This window comes from Cohnella sp. 56 (genome assembly GCF_037963805.1).
In the GTDB taxonomy this organism is placed as follows: Bacteria; Bacillota; Bacilli; order Paenibacillales; family Paenibacillaceae; genus Cohnella.
The window spans coordinates 92,707-108,468 of sequence record NZ_JAZDQE010000015.1; the positions used below are offsets into that span (position 1 = coordinate 92,707).

At 63.4% G+C, this 15,762-nt stretch carries 11 protein-coding genes; 3 read left to right on the forward strand and 8 right to left on the reverse strand.

What is annotated here, in order from left to right; genetic code table 11:
* The first annotated feature begins 95 nt into the window (after positions 1-95).
* Together VQ071_RS22835 and VQ071_RS22840 are read left to right on the forward strand one after the other, a co-directional pair.
* The gene (locus VQ071_RS22835; protein ID WP_340516543.1) at positions 96-548 is read left to right on the forward strand and encodes a GreA/GreB family elongation factor; all 453 of its coding nucleotides are present in this window, start codon (positions 96-98) and stop codon (positions 546-548) included.
* Positions 535-720, forward strand: a complete 186-nt coding sequence (locus VQ071_RS22840) for a hypothetical protein (RefSeq protein WP_340516544.1) — start codon at positions 535-537, stop codon at positions 718-720. Before VQ071_RS22835 ends, VQ071_RS22840 begins: the two co-directional genes overlap by 14 nt.
* A gap of 142 nt (positions 721-862) precedes the next feature.
* On the opposite strand, the gene VQ071_RS22845 is transcribed toward VQ071_RS22840, so the two are convergent.
* The 6 genes from VQ071_RS22845 to VQ071_RS22870 all read right to left on the reverse strand — a co-directional run bounded on the left by VQ071_RS22845 (position 863) and on the right by VQ071_RS22870 (position 9,939).
* Complete coding sequence (locus tag VQ071_RS22845; RefSeq protein WP_340516545.1) at positions 863-2,071, reverse strand: NAD(P)/FAD-dependent oxidoreductase; 1,209 nt, start codon at positions 2,069-2,071, stop codon at positions 863-865.
* Positions 2,068-2,784, reverse strand: coding sequence for a methyltransferase domain-containing protein (locus tag VQ071_RS22850; protein WP_340516546.1), 717 nt, complete (start codon positions 2,782-2,784; stop codon positions 2,068-2,070). Before VQ071_RS22850 ends, VQ071_RS22845 begins: the two co-directional genes overlap by 4 nt.
* Positions 2,777-4,108, reverse strand: a complete 1,332-nt coding sequence (locus tag VQ071_RS22855) for a type III polyketide synthase (RefSeq protein ID WP_340516547.1) — start codon at positions 4,106-4,108, stop codon at positions 2,777-2,779. Before VQ071_RS22855 ends, VQ071_RS22850 begins: the two co-directional genes overlap by 8 nt.
* A gap of 763 nt (positions 4,109-4,871) precedes the next feature.
* Positions 4,872-5,075 (reverse strand): hypothetical protein, encoded by a 204-nt coding sequence (locus tag VQ071_RS22860; RefSeq protein WP_340516548.1) that lies wholly within the window; start codon positions 5,073-5,075, stop codon positions 4,872-4,874.
* Positions 5,076-5,110: 35 nt separating this feature from the next.
* Positions 5,111-5,542, reverse strand: a complete 432-nt coding sequence (locus VQ071_RS22865; RefSeq protein WP_340516549.1) for a DUF3888 domain-containing protein — start codon at positions 5,540-5,542, stop codon at positions 5,111-5,113.
* 185 nt (positions 5,543-5,727) lie between these two features.
* Positions 5,728-9,939 carry a fibronectin type III domain-containing protein gene (locus VQ071_RS22870; protein ID WP_340516550.1) on the reverse strand — a complete coding sequence of 1,404 codons (4,212 nt, stop codon included), beginning with the start codon at positions 9,937-9,939 and terminating at the stop codon, positions 5,728-5,730.
* A 281-nt stretch (positions 9,940-10,220) separates the two neighbouring features.
* On the opposite strand from VQ071_RS22870, the gene VQ071_RS22875 reads away from it, so the two are divergent.
* Positions 10,221-11,126 carry a VanZ family protein gene (locus VQ071_RS22875; RefSeq protein ID WP_340516551.1) on the forward strand — a complete coding sequence of 302 codons (906 nt, stop codon included), beginning with the start codon at positions 10,221-10,223 and terminating at the stop codon, positions 11,124-11,126.
* 73 nt (positions 11,127-11,199) lie between these two features.
* Here VQ071_RS22875 and VQ071_RS22880 read toward each other — a convergent pair whose 3' ends face one another.
* Both VQ071_RS22880 and VQ071_RS22885 read right to left on the reverse strand, forming a co-directional pair.
* Positions 11,200-13,788, reverse strand: coding sequence for a glycoside hydrolase family 2 protein (locus tag VQ071_RS22880; protein WP_340516552.1), 2,589 nt, complete (start codon positions 13,786-13,788; stop codon positions 11,200-11,202).
* A gap of 12 nt (positions 13,789-13,800) precedes the next feature.
* A complete protein-coding gene (locus VQ071_RS22885) occupies positions 13,801-15,714 on the reverse strand; it encodes a DUF2961 domain-containing protein (RefSeq protein WP_340516553.1) in 1,914 nt (637 codons plus the stop codon).
* Positions 15,715-15,762: the final 48 nt, after the last annotated feature.

Here is a 15,762-nt window from a genome sequence, read left to right on the forward strand (position 1 = left end):
GTCGGGATCTATTTTGCTATAGGGAGGAATTGGCATGATCAGACCTATCAACGCTGTTGCGAGCGCGCGGTCAAGCTTGGGAGGTGAGATCTACTATGAGCCGTAGTGCGATCTCCCCTTACTGGCGCGAGCGGCTGATCCGGCAGCTCGTCTATCTGGACGAGAATAAATACGATCTTGAGAAAAGCTGGATCGCGGAGCCGTCTATGGAGAAAAACGAGTGGATATCGTTCATTCGCAAATACGAGGAAAGAATCGAGAGTCTCGTCGCCGGCGAATATCGGGACGGCATCGATTCATGCGTGTATATCGGTTCGCGCGTGCGGGTTCGCTTCGACGAGGACGGCGACCAGGAGCTGTTCACCGTCGTATTTCCCGAAGAGGTCCGCTTGGAGCACAATTGCATTTCTTTTATGTCGCCGCTTGGCATGGGACTCGTCTTCGCCAGGCAAAATGAAACTGTATTGATCCGATCGCCCCAGGGTACGTACACCGTAACGATTCTGGAGCACCAACACGAGGAGGAGCATCACATTGATCCAGGTTAAAGAATTTCTCGACACGGAGTATTCGCTCGCCGAAAAAAGAGCCAACGAGTTTCTCGCCAGCCTGGAGGAGAAGGATGTCATCAACGTGATGTACGGCTCCTTCAGCAAGACGCAGTCCCAAGGCATCGTCCATCAGAGAGCCTCGATCCTCATCGTGTACAGGAAGGCCTAGTCTTCGCACAAGCAAAGAGAGGGCGCCGATTGCCGCCCTCTCCATCTGCCCCGTTTCCACGTATTACTGCGACAACCCTCCGCAAGACTTCCAATGACTCCAAAATTGCGACATCATCCCGTTTAACACTGTAGCTATCGGCTCATCCATCCGCCGCCGCTTCGCGGCCCGACAGCCGTGTTGCCAGGACAAGCCGCCGGGCGAGCCCGGGCAAGCGGGCTGCGGCCGCAAGCGCGAGCCGGGCCAGCGCCGGATGGGCGGAGACGCGCTGCAGCAGGCGCCCCCACCTTAGCGGCCTGGCGAATTCGGCCCGAACCGCATGCGCATAATCGGCTTCCCAGGCCGCCATCGTCAGCTCGCCCTTCAAGTAGCGGTCAGCCGACGCCGCACACAGCTGCGCGGCGCGCAGCGCCATCGACATACCGTCCCCGCAGAGCGGCGGGATCGTCACGCAGGCGTCGCCGACGAGCGGGACGCCGTCCCAGGCGACAGGCTTGCCGTACAGCCGCACAGGCGCGACCGCAGCTTGCGAATCGGCTATAGGTACCGCGCCGGCCAGTCGCCGGGATAATGCGGGACAACGCGTCAGAGCCAGTTCCAGCCAGCCCTGCACGGTCGTCGGCGCCGTCCCGCAGGTGCGTCTGTCGATCAGCGCCGCTGCGTTGACGATGCCGTCCCCGGCCGGAGACAATCCCAGATAGCCGCCTGCGAAAAAGTACAGCTCCACCTCGTCCGAGACGGTGCAGCCCGTGAAGTGAGACTTGACGCCCATGTAAGGCGAAGTCTCCCGCTTCGGCCGGCCGGCTCCGGCGAGCCCGGGAATGCGGCCGTTGCCGCCCCAGGCGCCGATGACCGCATGTGCGCGTACAAGCTCCGTCCTGCCGTCCCGCTTGAGGCCGAGCGCGAAGTGCTGCGGCCCCCGACGGAGCGCCGTGACGCTCGTCCCGGTGGCCACCTCGGCGCCGGCGCTGCGGACTTGCTCGTGCAGTGTCTCGTCCAGCGCATACCGGCTGAGCCCCCAGGCGGTCCCCGGCAGCGGCACGCGGACCGGCTCGGCGCCGTACGCGGTCAATCGCGCGGCGCGCACGACCGCAGGCCGCAGCGCCTCGATGCGATGCGCCAGGCCGAGCTCATTCAGCATGCCCATCGCCTCCGGCGACAGAAACTCGCCGCAAACCTTATGTCTCGGGAATGCGCGTCTGTCGATCAGCGCTACCCGCCAGCCGCGATCCGCGAGCGCCTTGGCAAGGCTGCTGCCCGCGATGCCCGCGCCTATGACCGCGACATCGACCTCTCTGCTCGCGATCAAGCGCTCCGGCGGTGTGAAGTCCTGGCCTTCGAGACTGCTCATGCCGGTGCCGTCTTCGGGATCGTGACGACATAGCGGAACAACGGTCTCCAGCTGTAGTTGATCTCGGACGCGCGCAGCCGCTCTCCGAGCCGCTCCCAATCCGCCGCGCGGAAGCCTTTGGCGACGGACAGCGGCCCGTCGTTCAGAATATAGCGGTTGCTCGAGATGATCCGCGTCGCGAGCCAGACGGCCGCCCATGGCAGCCAGTGCCGGTGGATGTCCTGGATCACGACACCGAGGCGCGCGGCGTGCAGCATCGCTCCCGCGACAGCGGGCAGCTCATCGTCGTCGAAGTGATGGACGAACTGAGAAGCGGTCACGATGTCCGCCGCTTGCCCGCCGAGCTCGAACAGGTCGCGGCAGACGACGCCGACCCGGGGCTCGGCCGCGAAGTATGCGCTGGCTTCGGCGCAGGCCTCCTTCGTCCGGTCGGCCAGCGTGATGGCCAGCGCGATGCCCTCTGCGTCGGCCCAGCGCAGCAGCGCCCTATTGACGTCGCCGGAGCCCGCGCCGATGTCGAGGATCGTCAGCCGCCGCGGCTTGCCGGCCCGCTCCCACAGCCGGACGACGCCATACAGCGTCCGGCCGGATGCGGCGAACAGTCGGTTCAGCCTTCGCAGATGCCGCAGCGCCTCGCGCAGCTCGGCTCCGCCCTGCGCGAGGTCGTCCATCAGCTCGGGGGCCGTCGCGCGCGATCGGAACGGGCTATACATGCGATTCCTGCCATGCGGGAGACCCCGCTGCGCAAGAGACTGTGCACATGCTGCCTGCCGCAGGCGCCGCACAGCGGCGGAGGCATACGTCGGACCCGGCGCATGCGGCGGCTGTGCTGGTGACTGCCCCGCTGTCCGTCCCGCTGTCTGCCCCGCTGTCTGTCTTCACGGCTGTTGCAGGCGCTGCATCGACCTTCGACGACGCTCCCGCCACACGCGGCGCATAGGCGATCGGGAGTATCTCGCAGGACAGGCCCGGACCGAACGCCAGACACAGCCCCGCCTTCCTCTCGCTCTCGCCGCGCATCGATTCCCGGATCGCGTCGAGTACGAACAGCAGCGTCGCGGAGGACATATTGCCATAGTCGCGAAGGACGCCGCGGCTGTAGCGGGTATGCGCCTCCTTCAGCCCGAGCTCCGTCTCCAGCGCGTCGATGATGCCTTTGCCGCCCGGATGGATCGCCCAGATATCCGGCAGCGACGCGCTGCCGGACAGCAGCGGCCTAAGCCGGTCCGGGACATATTGACCGATTAGTGCGGAGATCCGTGCGGACAGGTACAGGTCGAAGCCGTGATTGCCGACCTCCCACACCATCTCCTCCGCACAGTCGGGCAGCAGCGTGCTGACGGGACGGCCCAGCTCGAACCGGTCGCCGCCGTTCGCGCCGGCAGCTCCGATGACGCATGCAGAGGCGCCGTCTCCAAAAAAAGACGCGCCGAACAGCGCCTCGCGCTCCGCCGAAGGCTGAATATGCAGCGTGCACAGCTCGACGCACACGACGAGCGCGACGGCTTCAGGCTGCCCGTGCACGATATCGCGGGCCATCCCGATCGCCTTCAGGCCCGCCGCACAGCCGAGGAAAGTCAGCGGAATGCGGTTCACCGACGGCGACAGTCCCAGCCGCTTGGTCAATTCGGTGTCCAATCCGGGCAGAAACTGGCCCGTACAGCTCACGGTCAGCAGATGCGTGATGTCGGCGGCTGCGCGTCCGGCGTCCTCGAGAGCATGGAGCGCTGCACGTTGCGAGAGCGGGACCGCAGCCTGCTTGTACGTGGACATGCGCTCCGCAGTCGTCGGCACCTGCAGGCCGGACAGCTGGGCGAAGTATCGGTTGCGATCGGCCGGCTCGAGCAGATCGGGCTCGCAAGTATAACGCGTATGTACGCCGCACTGCTTGAAGATGCGCTTCGCCCAGCGGCCTGCGTCCGGCGTATCGCGCAGCGCCTCGGCCAGCCGCAACGCCGTGTCCGTCTGATCCAGCTTGTACTCCGGCACGGCCGTACCCAGACCGAGCAGCGCGATCGTCGGTTCGGTCATCGGCATCAGGTCCACCTCCTTCTATGCCTCGGATGAGACAGGTTCTCGGCTAACTTTATTCCGGGAGCGGGGCGAATATGAACCTTCGTTTCTGAAAAAAACGCAGCAAAAAGAAACCGCCAAGGAAAATCCCCCTGACGGTTGTTCCATATCGCATATCGCATACTGCATACCGCAAACGGCCCCGCTCCTGCAGCCGTGTTTTCCTCGCTTGCAGCACCACCCGGCGCCCGCGCCCCACCTGTAACGGTGTTTTTCTCGCTTACAGCGCGGCCCCGCTCCTGCAGCCGCGTTTTTCTCGCTTGCAGCACCACCCGGCGCACTCGCCACACCTGTGACGGTGTTTTTCTCGCTTACAGCGCAGCCCCGCTCCTGTAGCCGTGTTTTCCTCGCTTGCAGCACCACCCGGCGCCCGCGCCCCACCTGTAACGGCACTTTTCCCGCTTACAGCGCAGCCCCGCTCCTGCAGCCGCGTTTTTCTCGCTTGCAGCACCACCCGGCGCACTCGCCCCACCTGTAACGGTGTTTTTCTCGCTTACAGCGCAGCCCCGCTCCTGTAGCCGCGTTTTTCTCGCTTGCAGCACCACCCGGCGCACTCGCCCCACCTGTAACGGTGTTTTTCCCGCTTACAGCGCAGCCCCGCTCCTGTAGCCGCGTTTTCCTCGCTTGCAGCACCACCCGGCGCACTCGCCCCACCTGTAACGGCACTTTTCCCGCTTACAGCGCAGCGAGCGGGCGAGCGCCCCCTCCGGAGACGAACACATATGTGTCAGCGGTTCAACGTGTAGACGAGCACCGCCACGATCGCGACTACGCACACAACGTAAATCCAGCTCAGATTCGCCCATTTTCTCCCCGTCTGCTGGGAATAGCGCGAGTTTTCTTCCTTGTTGCTTTTGGATTGTCCGATTGCGATAGTAGCGACGAAGCCCGCAGCCATCACGATCACGACCAGCACGATCAATAAAGTCATTCGATTCATTCTCCATTTATGTACAGCGAATTCAATCATTTTATCAGATAGCGGTAGTTTGGGGGAACTTGTTTTTTGTCGGGACCTCGCTTGTGCTCGAACCTGACTAGCTCGGGCTGCATCATCGACGATAGCCGGAATGTGAATGAATCTTCGCCCACCCCGATATGCGGCCCGATCGCAGGATAGGCGTCGAGCTTCAGCACAAACGCATAGCTGCGGAATCCGTACACGCGGTCGATACGATTTACATTTACAAAATAAGGATAAAGCTGAGGCGGCTCGTACAGAAGATCGGCATACGCTTCGGCCAGCTTCTCGGTCATCCGGGGCAGCAGGAGCAGCGTCAGCATATCCTGGAGCTGCAGCTCCAGAGAGTCTTCGCGAATGGGCGGTTTGCCCGAATTGCTACCATCGGCCTGTCCCGTCAACAGAGACGCTGTCAACAGCAGTATGGCGATGTTCATCTTGCGCTCACTCCGTTTGCAGCTTTGACTTTTAAACTATCCAAATGCCGTATAATTATAAGCTCGCGGAAATGCGCCGGGCGCCCCGGTTCGTTCAACCGCGCCGCGCCTCTCGCTCGCCATCCCCCCTCGACACACTATAAAAAAAGAAGCCGCCCCTTGCGAGGCAGCTCCCGGTTTTTGTCCTACAGATGCTCCAAATACAGCACGACCATGCTCTTCGTCGGCACGGTATAGCTCGAGATCGCCGACGTGCCCGATACGTTCGTCGTCGTCACGGTGATCGGCCGGCTGCTCTCGGTATCCGTCGAGGTCAGGTCGTCCGCCGTGAGCACCGTTTTTTTGACCAGCTTGTAGCTGCCGCCGTCGAACGACAGGCTGAGCGGCCGCTCGGTATCGGGGCTGCGGTTGATGAGCACGAGGTTCAGTCCCCCGCCTGCGGTCGTCATCGCATTGACCGTGAGCGTCGACGAGGCGTCGGCCGGATTCGTCAGATCGCCGCTGATGTCCGTACGGACGACATTCGTGCCCAGCGCGGCTCCCTCGACTCTCAGCATGTCGCGCAGTCCGGTCGCGTACAGCGTGCCGCCGCTTGATTTGTTCAGCACGCCCCAGGTGCCGCCGGCCAGCACGTGCAGCGACATGAGCGCCACCTCGGGCCGCTTGTACATGCGGTTGATGAATTCGGCTACGCCCAGCGAGCCGTTCAGGTCATGCGTCCTGTAGGCGTACGTCGCATAGTTGGCAGGCTCCCCGTCGCCGATCGGCCAGACGCCGTGCTCGGAGATGTACACCTGGATGTGATGCGCCGGATTCACATTGGCCGGGCTGCTCTCCCAGGCGGCGATGTCGTCGCGCAGCGCGTTCAGATATTTCTCGATCTCGCTGGGCGGCAGGCCGTAATAATACGGATGGAACGTGATGTAGTCGATATCGTTGCCGATCTCCTGCAGCACCGTATTGTGCCAGTCGCGCCAGTTGCCCGTCGGTCCGCCATACTTGGCGCCCCATGGCCCCGTGACTGCGAGCGCCGCGAACTTCGCGTCAGGATCGACCCGCTTGACTTCGCGGATGATGTCCTTGCTCTTCTGGATGTAGGTCGCGATCGGGAAACGGGAACTGCTGTCCAGCTCGTTGCCCAGCTCGTATGTCGCGACCTGGACCGGGTCCGGGTGGCCGTAGTCGATGCGCTTCTGCGCCCAGTTCGTGCCGCCGTTCGGATCGTGCGTGCCGTCGCCGGTCAGGAATTCGGCCAGATCGGCCTGGTCGGCCGCCGTCTCCTTGAGCATGTTGAACGTCCACGTGATCTTGCGGTTGGCGTCCAGCGTCTTGGTCGAATTCAGCCACTCCATAATGCCGTAGCGCTGAATGCCGGTGTTGCCGCCGTAGACGCTCGGGAACGCATTGCGCTCATTGGCATCGCCCAGCGTGTACTTCCAGCGCATGGCCATGGAGTCGGTGCCGGCGACGCGCATGAGTCCGGCCGGGACGTCCTGCATCAGGTCGTAAAAGGACTGCTTGACGTTAAACGATGTGTTCGATTCGAGCAGTATATCCTGCGAGGACAGCCAGTCGGTGTTGTAGCCGAGCAGCTGGTTGGTGACCGCCCGGATCGTCTGACTCTCGTGGACGCTCAGGCTGGCGTTCAGGCTCGCAGGCTTGCCCGTCGTGAACGTCACGGTCGGTCCTCCGATCGTCCAGCGTCCGCCGGCGTCGCCCGCTTCGATGCGGAACGTGTAGGCGGTGTTGTATTGCAGGCCCGTCAGCGCATAGGATGTGACGGCGCCGGTCGTGACCGTGACCGTGCCGGCGGCGCTCGTGCCCGTCAGTTTGTACTGCGTCACGGCCGCATCGTCCGTCGCGCCGCTCCAGGCCAGCGTCGCGCCTCCGCTCGCGATGCTGCCGGAGACGACATGAAGCTCGGAGCCGGTCGACCAGATCGGGTCCTGGGCGGATGAGGTGACGATCGTAGCGGTCAGATCGGGCGACGCATAGTTGCCGCTGGCATCCTTGGCCCGGACGACGATCACGTTCGTCGACCCGGATGCGAGTCCGGTCAGCGCGATATTCGTAGTTGCCTGAACGCTCTGCGTCGTCCCGTTCACCTTCACTTCATAGGAGACGTCGCTCACATTGTCCGTCGCCGCGGGCCAGCTCAGCTTCAGCGTGCTCGTACCCTTGGCATCGGTACGGAGCGCAGCCCCCGCAGGCCATGCCGGCGCCACGCTCTCCGGCTGGAACTGAAGGCTGGCCGTCGCCGACTTGTTGCCGTATGTCGCCTTCAGCGTCACGGCGCCTCCGGTCGCGGCCCCCGTGTAGACGAGCTTGCCGCCCGTGACGGTCGCACTGCCCGCCGTCACCTCCCAGACGATGGGCGCCCCCTGCGGGATATTGCCGGACAATCCGCCGCCGAACGAAGCGCCTACCGTCATCTGGTCGGCCAGGGATACCTTCTGCCCGACCGTGTACGTGGTGCTGCCCGGCGTCAAGGTAATCGAGGTCGGCGCACGCGAGATATAGAAGTCGTCGACGTACAGCGTGCCGGACACGGTGCCGGTGCCGAGCTTCCGCCGCTCGACGAGCACGCGCACCTCGTACACGTTGGGGCTGACGGTGAACGTCCCCTTGTACTCCGTCCAGTCCTGCGTCGCCGGCAGCGAAGAGGCGACCTGGGTGATGACCGGGTACTGCTGGCCGGTGATGAATTGCTGCAGCGATACGTTCGGCTTGGCGCTCGGAGACGTATTCTGATCCGTCAATTGATCCGTCTTGATCCAGAAGTCGTAAAAATACGTATCTCCCGGATTGACCGGCAAGTATTGATCGTAACCGAGAAACGCGTCGGCGCCCGTAAAAGCAAACTTGAAGCTGCCCGAGCCGCCGTGCTTGACCTGGGAGTCGATGACTACAGGGATGGAGCCGCTGTTGCGGTTCCAGCTGCCGTCATAGTCCATCCCGCCGTTGATCTGCATCGGCGCGGCCGGCGAGAGGGTCGTGACGACCGTGGACGGTCCGTCGGTCGACGTGCCGGCGGCCGATACGGCTTCGATCTTGTAAGTATACGATGTCGAAGGCGTCAAGCCGTTCAACAGCGCGAACGTGCGGGTGTTCGGCGCCGTCGACACCTGCGTGCCGTCCTGATAGATTTTGTACTGCGTGACGCCTGCGTCGGGATCGGCCGCCGTCCAGTTGAGGACGACGCCCGCATCGGTCCTGCCGGCGGACAGCCATTTTTCTACCGTCCAGACGCTCGTGACCGTCGGCGCCGACAGCTCCTTGGCGGGACCGTTCGTGCTCCATTGATTCGCCTGGTCTCCGGCTTCGATCTTGATCCGGTAGGATTCGCCCGGCGTGACGGTCAGGTCCGCCGAAGCCGTCTGCACGGTCTGCTCCGCGCGACCGTTGACGTATACTTTGTACTGCGTCACGGCGATGTTGTCCGTCGCGCCCGTCCAGGTCAAATGCAGCGTCGAAGGCGTCGGATAGGTCTCAGTGACCGCGCCCGCCGTCCAGCTCGGTGCCGTACTGTCGGAAGGGTTGAACGTGACATTCACCGTCGCCTCCCTGCCCAGGTAGGAGGCTTTGAGCGTCACTTGCCCGCCGTAGGCCGTGCCGGTATATGCGACCTGCCCGCCGCTGATCGTCGCCGAGCCGCTCGCGACGCTCCACTCCAGATGCGGGTCGCTCGCCGCTATGGCCGTCGGGCTGCCGCCATAGACGGCGGCGGCGGAGATCGTCGACAGGTCCAGCGTCCCCGGCGCCGTCCCGCTGCCCGACGGTGTCAGCGTGAGCGAATCGGGCTGCTTGGCGAGGAAGGCATCGTCATAATAGACGGAGCCCGCCACCGAGCCTGCCGTATTGAAGCGGCCGATCAGGAACAAGAGCTTGTTCGCGTTCGCCGGCGTGGCGAACGAGCCGCTGAGCTTGGTCCAGTCCTGATTGGCCGAGCCGTATTGGATGCCGCCCGGCTGCGAGATGAACGTATTGTTGTTGTAGGCCGAGATCTTCATGCCCGGGTAATACGTGCTCGGTTGACCCGCCGGTGTGATGCTGTCGGTTTTCATCCATACTTCGAAGTAGTAGTTCGTGCCCGGCGTGACGGCGGGCGTCACATTGTTGAAGTACTGCAGTTCGGCGTTGCCCGAGAAGGTTGCTTTGAACGCGTAGTTGCCGCTGCGCTTGACGGCGGATTGCACGGATACGGACGAATAGTTGTTGTTGAAAAAGCCCCAATTGTACCAGTTGCCGCTCTCGAAGCCCGGATCGACGAGCAAATTGTCGTTGGGCGCCGTCGCATGCGCGACATGCCGTCCGAGCGGCGACAGCAGCGATACGAGCATAGCGAGTACGATGAATGCCGACCAGCGCTTGTCCATCGTCCTTCGGTTCAACATCATGATTCACCTCTCCCTTTCGATTGGCATTGCTCCTTGCCTGGCTCGGATCGCCGTCGCTCGCGGTTCCTCCCGGCGCACGATCCGCCTTGCGCTGCCTCTGGCGCGTTTACCGCCTCCTTTTGACATTCCGATTTTGGAATCGCTTTCAGTATAGGAGGCGCGACACGATAATTTATAGAAGACTTTTTTGCTGTCGTTGCTTTATTTTGGTTTCTTTACACCCGCTCGGAAAAAAGCTAGAATGTGTTTTCGGAAATAAAGCGGAAGGCAGTGAAGAGTTAATGAAGCGGAATTTCAGAAGGCTGGCGGGCGCGGCAATTGCGCTGTATTCGCTGCTCATTTTTTACTTTATGTTTTTGGCATTCAACAGGTCGAGTCACGCCGGCGACACGTCCGGCTACACCTTCATGCTCGTGCCGGAAAAAGTGCCGCTGCGTTTTCCCGAGCCGACGTTTTTCTGGCTGTTCGATTTCGGCAATATCGCGGCGTTCATTCCCTTCGGCATCGTCATTCCGCTGCTGTTCAGGCTGTCGTATGCGCGCTTCATTGCGTTGTTCCTGGTGGCGATCGCCGCGCTGGAGACGATTCAGGCGCTCACGTACCTGGGATCGTTCGATGTGGACGACATCATCTCCAATACAATCGGCGCCTCGATCGGCTATGCCGTCTACCGGGTCAGCCGCTCTGCCGGACCCCGGATGCGCCGGCTGGCGGCATCGGGCTTGTGCGCGATCGCGCTGCTGGCGGGCGTAGTGCTTGTATCTGAAGGATTCGATGCGTTTTTTAAAAAAAGTGAAGGCCCGTTCCAGCCCTTGAACGCGCCGCTCGAGCTCAATGCTCCATCCGCCGGCACCCTGCCCGCCCTTACCGTCGACGGCAAGCCCATCAAGCCGCAGATCAACGCGTACGCCAGCGACAAAGGCAGCACCTTCACCTTCAAGCTGGGGCATCTCAAAAACGTGAACTTTTACGCGAACTACGCCATTCCGGATCAGACGGCGCATAATGGGCATTTGTCCATCTACGCGGACGGCGAGCAGGTTCTCGATTATAGCGATGAATACGAAGCCCGTACCGAATCGATCCTGATCCCCTTCGGCAAGATCGACGAGCTTCGTATCGTGATCGAGGGAGATGCGGTGCTGTGGGACGTCGGATATCGCCGCATGAAGCATTGGTGGGAATGACCGGTCGGGAAAATGCCGCGAAAAATAGCAAGGCTGTCGAGACGCGCTCGACAGCCTTTTTGGATGCGGATCGTTATGCGTTCCATGCGCGAACGGCGACACTTCGCGTATCGTTGACGGCGACGGTGCGCGTCTCTCCGGCGTCCAGCCAGAAGAAGTTGTCTTCGCAAAGCAAATGCGCCGGCCGTTCGGGCACGAGAGCTTCGTCGGCATCGCGGTAAAGCTCGACGCCGACTGCCGGCAGCGGCCCGGCATTGTGCACGGTCGCCGCGCCCTCTGCGTCCAACTCCATCGTCAGCGATGTGCGCGGCAGACGCGTCAATACGCCCTGCCGCCCATCGAAGTTGATCCAGTAGAACGTGCGGTGCAGCAGCCCGTCCGCATCCGCGAGCTCGGACACGACGAGCAGCGGCGCTTCGCCGTCCGTCCTGCCCGCAAGCGCGATGCTGCCGACCTGAAGCACCCGGTCGACCGCGCCCTCGCCTTCGAACGTATCGCGCGATAGGAGGTCCAGCCGGGGGCCGAACACACGCACGGTCGCCCGCCATGTCCCGCCGAGGCGGCCGCTGTCGTCGAATACGTATACCGGCGCCGTCTGCGATTGCTCCGGACTGTTGAGCTTGGAGAAGACGACGCTCGCCATGACCGGCGCGAACGCGTCCTGCGTGAAGTAATGCGACAGCTTGGGCGCGCCGTACCAGTCCACCGTCGCCCAGGATACGCCGATATATACGTCGTTCAGCTTGTAGGTGATGACGCCGATCTCATGCGGCCAGCGGCTGCGCGCCTGCTCGATCTTGTGCCTGAGCGATGTGACCTGGGCGAGCTGCGTGCCCAGGACGAACGCCTCCATCCCGTCACAGCGGACGAACGAATCCGCGTATTCGGTCAGTATCCGGCAGTCGTCCCGCGTATCGAACGCCGGCAGGTGGCGATAGAAGCTGCGTCCCTGCTCCTGCGGCCAGCATGCCATCTCCTCCGGCGGCATGAACCGGCGCACGGACGCGATGTTCGGCGCGGAGGCGAGTCCGAACTCGCCGATCAGCACGGTGTCGAGATTGGCGTAATAATCGAAGCTGTACGACGGCGTCCAGCCTTTCCAGACGATATGGCTGTGCATGCTGCCGCCCCAAGGATCGGTCAGATGAAAAGGACGGGTGCCGTCTAGCTCCACGGCGAGCCGGCCCATCATGTCCAGCACGGGACTGTCGAGCCCTTGGCCGATCTCGTTGCCCCCGGCCCACATGACGAGTGACGGATGGCTGCGCAGCCGCAGCGTATTGAGCCGGACCGTCTCCTCCAGCACGTCCGCCGGCTGCTGATCGTGGCTGCCCCAGCAGGTCGGCCACTCCTGCATGACCATTAGTCCCTTGCGGTCGCATAAATCGTAGAAGTCGTCGGTCTCGGGCATGCCGCCGCCCCAGGCCCGCAGCAGCTGCACATGCTGCGCGGCCGCCAGGCTCAGGAAGTGGTCGTACCGCTCCCGGGAGAAATCCATGAGCGCGTCCATCGTGCACCAGCCGGTCCCCTTGGCGAACATCGGCCTGCCGTTCACGATAAAGGTCCAGTTGTACGCATCCGGCCGCTCGCCGCCGGGCAGCGGGCCCATCTCGACGGACCGGATGCCGAACGTCGTCTCCCGCCGGTCCGGCAGTCCGCCGCCGTCTGGCGCGAATGCAAGCGCGAGTCGGTACAGCGGCTGCTCGCCCATGTCGACCGGCCACCACAGCCGCGGCTGCGGAACCTCGGCCTCCAGCCGCAGGCCGCAGCCGCTCGTGGCGGCGTCGACGGCAAGCTCGAAGGCGAGCGTATCGCCCGCGAAGTTGTCCGGCGCGATCGTGCCGGTCAGCGTGCCGGACCATCCGGCCGAGCGGCTGCCGAAGTCGAGCGCGATGTCGATCAGACCGCGGGCGGCGCGCTCCGCGCTCGCGACGGCGACGAACGGGCGTCCGATCGACACGGCCGGCTCGGCCTCGATGCGCACGGCGCGCCAGATGCCGACGGCAGGCAGGTCGACATAGTGCCAGCCGTAGCTGCAGTTGAACACGACGGACGAATGCCAGGCCGTCCATTCGTTGCCGAGCGGCGCGGGCAGCACCTTCACGACCAGCTCGTTGCCCGTCTCCCGGAGTGCGCCCGCCGCATAGCGCGGGCCGCCGAAGGCGCCGTTGTGGCTGCCGAGCTTGGCGCCGTTGAGCCACACCTCGCAGCCGGGCGAGACGCCGTCGAACGTCAGCGTCGCCGGCCATCCGGCGGCCGCCCAGCCGGGCGCGTCGAACATGCGGCGGTGCCACCAGGTACGGTGGCTGAACGCTTTGGCCGCGGACGCATTGTCGCCGTAGGACGGATCGGCCAACAGACCGGCCTCTGCAAGCGCCGTGTGAATGCTGCCCGGCACGCGCGCCGGGATCGCGTCCGCCCATGCGCCGGACAGGCGCGTCGCCGGGTCGCCATCCTGCGCCAGCTCCCAGGCGCCGTCCAGCACGATCGCAGGCGGGGCCTCGGCCAGCGCAAACGCCGCTTCGGCCGTCCTTAGCTCGACTTGACGCGCAGGCCGATCGAACGGCGACGGCCCCGGCGCGAACCGCCGGCGCTCGACAGCATCCAGGCTAACCGGAGACTGCCGATGATTAACGCCATTAACATCAGAGGTCCGCTGCATGCTCATCCGCCCTTATACCAACGAATAAATCCAATAGTAGAATTCATTCCAGGTGCGCGACTCGCCTTCCTGGACGTATTCGATGCGGATGCCCAGGTCGGTCTTGCCTGCCGTGTACTTGGCCGGAATCTCGAACTCGTCCTCGAGCCACCGCTTGTAAGGATTGCGATCCGCGAAGTACCAGCTCCGCTCCTCGACGCGGACGCCGTCGACGTAGACGTTCGCCCTTTGCCGCCCCGTGATCTGATCCGATCGTCTGCGCAGCCTGACGCCGATGTTGCCCGGCTCGACCGCGACCCTGAATTCGGAATGTCCGTTGAATTCGTTGCCCCGGTCGCGGAGCGTCGATCGCGCGCCGTCCTCGAAGCCGCTCTCCAGCTCGTAGCTGCCGGTGCCGCCCCTCATGCTGTATTCGTGATACGTCTCCGAATCGTGATTGCCGACGTCGATCTCGTCCGTCAGCACCATGCCCGGCGCATCGACGCCGTAATAAAACAAAATGCCGGAATGTCTGAGGTACTGATTGTTCGCGCCTCCGGCCTCGATGCCGAAGACGAGCTCGCTGCGGAACGGATAAAAGTCGCCCGCGCACAGCCGCACCATCGACCAAGGACTGTCCGTCAGCCCGTCGTAGGCGCTCGACGGATTGACCTCTGGCGGCGTCGGGAAGCCCCAGCCGTAGCAAACGTAGCTCTCCGAGCCGTCGCTCTCGACCTGCGGTGTCCGGATGCCGTCGATATGGACGCGAACGTCGCCTTCGCAGCTGATGATGCCTTCCCGCCAGGCATGCGCCGTGACGATCGCCGCGACCATATGGCCTTTGCCTTCGATATGTCCGATGATGCTGTCCGCCAGATGCGTGGCTCGGGAGGCGCGGTAGCCGGACGTCCGGAAGTAGCCTGTGCCGCCTTCGGGATAGAGCGCATTGTTCGCATCGGTGTGCCGAATCTCCCACCGAGGCAGCCGGGCGCTCCGCTTGCCCTTGTTGACCAGCTCGACGCGTGCGCTCCGCCAATACGGCATCGGGAAATAATTGTACAGGACGCCGTCCGCCCGCGTACCGTGCGACAGTACGCCGATGTTGTTGTACCCGAGCTCGTTGCCGAAAAAGGCGCCGAGCGGACTGTCGACGTCAGGTGCGGCATGGCCGTCCCAGGTGGCCCTGATCCATATGTCGTGAAGCCAGTCCGGCCTGCCGCCGCCGTCGTCTCCGTCCGGCGCGTCGGCCAGGATGGAGACGATGCTGCCTGGGCCCGTGACGTCGAGGAGCAGCTTCGCCTCGCCCGGCGCGAGCGTCAGATCCCGGACAACCGCAGCCTCCGCAGCGACCTGCGGCTTCGGGTCCTCGCCGACGCGATGCCAGATGTCGAGTACCCGCTCGAGCGATTCCTGGCCGGTATAGGTCCGAACGCCGTCCGCCGTCGCATACGAATGATAGTTGACATGCCCCCAGCCGCCGTCGCCTTTTTCGAACCCTTTAAGCTGCAAATCCGTCGTGATCCTGCATGAGCGCGCATACGGCATCGGCACGAAGCTGCGCACGACGCGGATCGGTCCGCGTCCGCTATCTTCGGGACCCATGTAGGCATCCGCAAGCGGCGTCACGAACGGATGCTTGTGTCCGAACTCCGAATGCCTGATCGTAAATCGCGGCTCGCGCTCGCCGTCGAAGTAAAAGCGGAAGGTCGGTTCGGGACTGTCCGGGTACCGGTGCTGAACGAAATTGTAAATGCAGCCGGGACCGTCGACGTCGAAGATGACGTATTCCTGCCCGTCCTTGTAAAGCATCCAATCCCAGTCCCAGTTGAAGCCTTTCTTGTCGATGCTGCCTTCATAATGCACCTGCACGCCGTCTCTCAGCAGGGGCAGCAGGTCGAATCGCTCCAGATTCGCCAGCCCGATGGGCGGATGCGTCGTATTCGTCAATGGGAAAACCTCCGAGATTCGTAAAATAGCGGGTGTTAAGCCGTAAGA

Excerpts from the sequence above, each read along its gene's own strand:
- VQ071_RS22845 (WP_340516545.1), bottom strand. The coding sequence starts at position 2,071 with ATGAGCAGTCTCGAAGGCCAGGACTTCACACCGCCGGAGCGCTTGATC.
- VQ071_RS22875 (WP_340516551.1), top strand. The coding sequence starts at position 10,221 with ATGAAGCGGAATTTCAGAAGGCTGGCGGGCGCGGCAATTGCGCTGTAT.
- VQ071_RS22850 (WP_340516546.1), bottom strand. The coding sequence starts at position 2,784 with ATGTATAGCCCGTTCCGATCGCGCGCGACGGCCCCCGAGCTGATGGAC.
- VQ071_RS22865 (WP_340516549.1), bottom strand. The coding sequence starts at position 5,542 with ATGAACATCGCCATACTGCTGTTGACAGCGTCTCTGTTGACGGGACAG.
- VQ071_RS22835 (WP_340516543.1), top strand. The coding sequence starts at position 96 with ATGAGCCGTAGTGCGATCTCCCCTTACTGGCGCGAGCGGCTGATCCGG.
- VQ071_RS22880 (WP_340516552.1), bottom strand. The coding sequence starts at position 13,788 with ATGCAGCGGACCTCTGATGTTAATGGCGTTAATCATCGGCAGTCTCCG.
- VQ071_RS22870 (WP_340516550.1), bottom strand. The coding sequence starts at position 9,939 with ATGATGTTGAACCGAAGGACGATGGACAAGCGCTGGTCGGCATTCATC.
- VQ071_RS22860 (WP_340516548.1), bottom strand. The coding sequence starts at position 5,075 with ATGACTTTATTGATCGTGCTGGTCGTGATCGTGATGGCTGCGGGCTTC.
- VQ071_RS22855 (WP_340516547.1), bottom strand. The coding sequence starts at position 4,108 with ATGCCGATGACCGAACCGACGATCGCGCTGCTCGGTCTGGGTACGGCC.